At 72.4% G+C, this 4,855-nt stretch carries 5 protein-coding genes; all 5 read right to left on the bottom strand.

Annotated features, from left to right (window positions below):
• The coding region (locus ACJA3G_RS30170; RefSeq protein ID WP_406556214.1) for a hypothetical protein at positions 1–1,109 on the bottom strand (1,109 nt) is incomplete at its 3' end.
• A gap of 108 nt (positions 1,110–1,217) precedes the next feature.
• Positions 1,218–2,390, bottom strand: a complete 1,173-nt coding sequence (locus tag ACJA3G_RS30165) for an acyl-CoA dehydrogenase family protein (protein WP_406556215.1) — start codon at positions 2,388–2,390, stop codon at positions 1,218–1,220.
• A gap of 246 nt (positions 2,391–2,636) precedes the next feature.
• Complete coding sequence (locus ACJA3G_RS30160) at positions 2,637–3,266, bottom strand: TetR/AcrR family transcriptional regulator (protein WP_406556213.1); 630 nt, start codon at positions 3,264–3,266, stop codon at positions 2,637–2,639.
• A 103-nt stretch (positions 3,267–3,369) separates the two neighbouring features.
• Positions 3,370–3,531 carry an SCO1431 family membrane protein gene (locus ACJA3G_RS30155; protein WP_107503676.1) on the bottom strand — a complete coding sequence of 54 codons (162 nt, stop codon included), beginning with the start codon at positions 3,529–3,531 and terminating at the stop codon, positions 3,370–3,372.
• Positions 3,532–3,622: 91 nt separating this feature from the next.
• The coding region (locus ACJA3G_RS30150; protein ID WP_406556212.1) for a peptidase C39 family protein at positions 3,623–4,855 on the bottom strand (1,233 nt) is incomplete at its 5' end.

Below are 4,855 nucleotides of genomic sequence, written 5' to 3'. Positions count from 1 at the left end.
GAGCTGTACGTGGCGAAGCCGCTGGGGTCGTGGCGGCCGAAGCTGCCGTGCTCGAAGATCCCGTAGCCGGTGCGCCCGTCGAGGGTGAAGCGGGCGGCGTGGTCGGTGACGCCGTAGGCGGCCAGGGGGTGGGCGGCGGGGTCGGAGAGGTCGTGGACGCGGCGGTCGGTCCAGCCGCGCCCCTGCCAGGTGCCGTGCTGCCAGTCGTCCGCCGGCGGGTATCCGGCGCCGACGGCCAGCGGCGAGGAGGTGAGCACCTCGACGCCCAGTTCCAGGGGCTCGGGGGCGGCGCCGGTGAGGTGGATCACCGCGCGTTCGGGGTGGCGGGTGCCGGAGCGGTAGGCGATGTCGGCCCGGGGCCAGCCGAGTTGGGTGTCCGGGCGGCCCTCGCGCACGAGTACGGCCTCGTTGAGGGTGCGGTAGCCGTCGGCGTCCTCCTGGGCGATCACCATCAGGAAGCGGTCGTCGAAGCGGACCGGCACCCAGAGCCAGTGGAACCCCTCGGGCCGGTGCTCCTCGGCGCGCCCGTCGCTCTCGCCGGGGATGGGACGCACCCCCCAGCTGCGGTCCCGGGTGCCGGTCCACTCCCCCGCCGCGACCGCGATCTCCTCGCCCCCGGCGCGGATGGTGCCGGTGCAGCGGCCCGCCTGGACGAAGCGGCGGCCTTCGAGGGTCAGCCGGTCGCCCCGGCGCTGGACGTGGTGCGGCTCCCAGACGGCGGGGAAACCGGCCTGCCAGGTGATCTCGTACGCCAGCGAGTCGGGGTCGGCCGGGTCGGGGGCGCAGTGCAGGGTGAGGCGGCGCAGCGGCTCGTCGACGGTGATGCGCAGCGGCCCCACCGAGAGGTTCATCCGGTCGTCGGTGAGCGCGTCGCTGGCCCGGACGGCGTACAGCCGGTCGCCGAGGCGCAGGGTGGCGTAGGCGTCGATGACCCCGGTGTTGGGGTAGACGCCGAGGCCCGCGATCAGCAGGGCGCGGCCGTGGTGGTCGAAGACGTGGAAGATGCAGCGGTCGTAGGCGTTGCGGTCGCCGGTGGCGACGTGTTTCAGCGAGAGCGGGACCTGGTGGATCGGGTATTCGTCGAGTGCGATCGGACGGTCCTGGGACACGGCAACCTCCTGGACGACAGGGAAGTTGACGGTACGTCAGAAACCGTGAAAAGCCAGCCCCCCGCGAGCCGGGGCGTACGGATCCGTACGCCCCGGACCCACCAGGGGTCAGCGCGTCTCCGGACCCGCCAGATGGCGGGCGACGACCATGCGCTGGATCTGGTTGGTGCCCTCGACGATCTGGAGGACCTTGGCCTCGCGCATCAGGCGTTCGACCGGGAAGTCGGCGGTGTAGCCGTAGCCGCCGAGGACCTGGACGGCGTCGGTGGTGACCTTCATCGCCGCGTCCGTGCAGAAGAGCTTGGCCATGGCGGCTTCCTTGGAGAAGGGCCGTCCGGCGTCCCGCAGTCGCGCGGCCGACAGGTACAGCGCCCGGCCCGCCTCGATCTGGGTGGCCATGTCCGCGAGCATGAACCGCAGGCCCTGGAAGTCCGCGATGGGCCGGCCGAACTGCTGCCGCCCGGTCGCGTACGCCACGGCCTCGTCCAGCGCCGCCTGGGCGACGCCGACGGCGCAGGCGGCGATCCCGAGCCGGCCGGAGTCCAGGGCGGAGAGCGCGATGGCGAAGCCCTGGCCCTCCTCGCCGATCCGGCGGCTGTCGGGCACCCGGACCCCGTCGAAGTGCAGCTGGGCGGTGGGCGAGCCCTTCATGCCCATCTTCTTCTCGGGGGCGGCCGGGGTCAGCCCCTCGGCGTCGCCGGGGACCAGGAAGGCGGTGATGCCGCGGGATCCCTCGGCGCCGGTGCGGGCGAGGACGGTGTAGAAGTCGGCGACGCCGCCGTGAGTGATCCAGGCCTTGGTGCCGGTGATCACCCAGTCGTCGCCGTCCCTGACCGCTCTGGTGCGCAGGGAGGCCGCGTCGGAGCCCGAGGAGGGCTCGGAGAGGCAGTAGGCGCCGAGGAGACCGCCGCCGAGCATGGCGGGCAGATGGTCGGCCTGCTGCTGCTTGGTGCCGTAGCCCGCGAGGCCGTGGCAGGCCAGCGAGTGCACGCTGACGCCGAGGCCGACGGTCAGACGGGCGGCGGCGAGCTCTTCGAGGACCTGGAGGTACACCTCGTACGGCTGGTCACCGCCGCCGAACGCGGAGTCGTACGGAAGGCCGAGCAGTCCGGATTCGGACAGCAGCGAGAAGATCTCGCGCGGAAAGCGTCCTGCGTCCTCCTGCTCGGCGGCATGAGGGGCGATCTCCCGCTGGACGATGTCGCGTACCAGTGCGACAAGGTCCCGGGCCTCCTCGGTGGGCAGCTGTCGGTCCACCGGCTGTGGGGCGCGGTCGGGCATGGCGGCGCTCTCCTCCCTGTCGGGCGCTTCGGCGGTCACGCGCGCAGGGTGTGGCGGCGCCGCCGGTGAATCTGCCGGACAGCCGATGCCTACCCTTCCGGATCACGGAAGCCGCAGGCTGGTGGCCGTGGCGCTGTGAGTATGCCCGATCGGACGCGTCCCGTCACTGGATCCAAGATCACGGATTGCCCACCCGCCGGTTACGGAACGAACCGCTCCGATTTCATCGCCGGGCCCTCCGCGTCGTCATGCGCCGGGCGCGGGCGAGGGGCAGGCCGGCTCGAACTCGGCGATGGTGTCCAGGGTCCGGCGCAGCATCCGCACCAGCAGTTCGCGTACGGTCGCACGGTCGGGCTCCCGCGTCCGCAGCCACTCCAGGGTCACGCTCTCCACACACCCCATCCAGCCGAGCAGCGCGAGCCGGGCGAGCACCGGGATGCCCCGTCTGCCGTAGGCGCCCTCCGCGATGGTGGCGACCAGCTCCTCGCGGACGGCGTCGCGTATCGCCTGGACCTGGGGGTCGAAGCCGACACCGCCGGTGACGATCGTGCGGTACGCCGCCTGGTGGTGCTCGGCGTAGAGCAGATAGCCCTCCATCGTGCGGTGGACCCGGTCGGCGCGCGGCAGCTCGGTGTGGCCGGCGGCCCGGGCGACCAGATCGGCCACCGAGTCCTCGACGATGGCCAGGTAGTAGCCGCGCTTGCTCTTGAAGTAGTAGTAGATGAGGCCCTTGGCCACCCCGGCGTGCTGGGCGATGTCGTCCATCGACAGGGCGTCGTAGGACGTGTCGGCGAACAACTTCCGCCCCGTCGCGATGAGTTCGGACCGACGGACCTGCGATCGCTCGGTCGCGCCGCGCTGCTGACTGCTGCTCAAATCCGTCCCTGGTCTCCGACTGCCACAGGATCCCGGCAGTATGGCAGACCGCCCTACGGGCTGTCGGACGGGCGGGGCCGGCCTCTCGGGGCCGGCCCGTGGGTCACAGCAGACCGGTCTGGGTGACCAGCATCGCCAGGACCACCACGAGGGTCCATCCCAGGAAGTGCTCCAGGATCTTGGGTCCGTCGTCGGGGCCGCCGGTACGGGCGCGGAGCTCGGCCAGGGCGCGCGGGTCGTCGGCGGTGGTGGCGTGCAGGGTCATGGGATCTCACTCGGTCGTCTGGCGGTGGACGGTCCCCCCGGGTGCCATTTCAGAGTGCCAGCAGATACGGGCGGCGACGGGGAGACGTTGGTCACGCCCGTACGCCCACCGAGGCCAGCGCCCTGCGCCGGCGTTCTCCCTGGCGCGCGGGCCAGTACAGGTAGCAGACGCCGCCGGTGCCGGAGACGACCTTGCCGGCGGCGTTGTACCGCTTGGTCCGCAGCCAGATGTTCTCGAATTCCCGCCGCAGGTAGACGCGGCGCACCTCCGGGTCGCCCGGGGATGCCGGATCGTTGGCGATCACGTCGCCGTCGGCCGTGAAGCCGATCACCGTCATCAGATGGCCGGAGGTGCCGTAGCCGGCGCCGGTCAGCTCGGTCTTCAGGAACGACTGGGAGGTGATGGCCGGGACACCCGCCCGGATCAGCGTCTCCAGGTCGTTCAGGGAGCTCAGCCGGGTCACCACCGCGCTCATGTCCCGGTAGGTGGCGGCGTACGCGGCGTTGAAGGGCCAGTTGCCGCAGCCGCCGTACTGGTAGTCGTAGGTGTACCGGGCCGCGTGGCAGACCTGGGGGTCGGCGAAGGCCGGGTCGACCCAGGCGAGGTCCGCCGCCGTGGGCCCGCGGCCCCAGTACTCGATGATCATCTCTGAGGAGGTCGGGCTGCACCAGGCCTCGCCGCCGTTGTCGTACTGCGGGTACTGGCCCTTGTGGATCTCCTGCGAGTAGCGCGGGACGAGCAGCTCGCCCGCGTACGCCGGAGTGGAGGCGGGCACCGTGAAGCGGTCCGGGATGTCGGAGGCCATCGCGCCGAGCCGCCACACCGTGGGGGTGAGGCGGGTGCCCGGGGCGCGGTAGAGGGTCAGGCGCAGCCGGTAGGAGGCCAGGCGCAGGCCGCTCGCCGCGTCGTCGATGGCGAAGGTGTCGGTGTAGACCGTGCTCCTGCCGTCGCGCTGGCCGTCGACGGAGGTGCGCCGGATGTCGGCGTCGCCGTCGCCCGCGGTCCAGCGGCCCATCACATACGCCGGGGTCGCGGCGCCGTCCGTGTAGGTGCCCAGCAGCTCGACCTGGAGCCAGGTCCCGGCGGGGGTGTGCGCGTTCCAGTGGGCGATGGCCTCGGTGGCCGGGACGGGCGAGCGGTGCCGCGGCGAGGTCCAGGTGGCGTACTCCCAGGTGGCTGTCTTCCCGGTGTGCGGGTCGGGGTAGTCGATCCGGCCGGCGGGGCGGGCGATGACCAGGCCGGGGCGGCGGCCCGGGACGGCCCGCACCCCGTCGGCGTCGCCCGAGCGCCAGTCGGCGTGCGTGGTCCAGGCACGGTTGTCCAC

The organism is Streptomyces sp. YS-3 (assembly GCF_045257485.1).
In the GTDB taxonomy this organism is placed as follows: Bacteria; Actinomycetota; Actinomycetes; order Streptomycetales; family Streptomycetaceae; genus Streptomyces.
The sequence above is the reverse complement of the archived record's forward strand: the minus strand, read 5'-3'. Positions and strand labels throughout refer to the sequence as shown.

What these genes read in the sequence shown, in the direction of transcription:
- ACJA3G_RS30155 (WP_107503676.1), bottom strand. Translation starts at nt 3,531, where the DNA reads ATGACCCTGCACGCCACCACCGCCGACGACCCGCGCGCCCTGGCCGAG.
- ACJA3G_RS30165 (WP_406556215.1), bottom strand. Translation starts at nt 2,390, where the DNA reads ATGCCCGACCGCGCCCCACAGCCGGTGGACCGACAGCTGCCCACCGAG.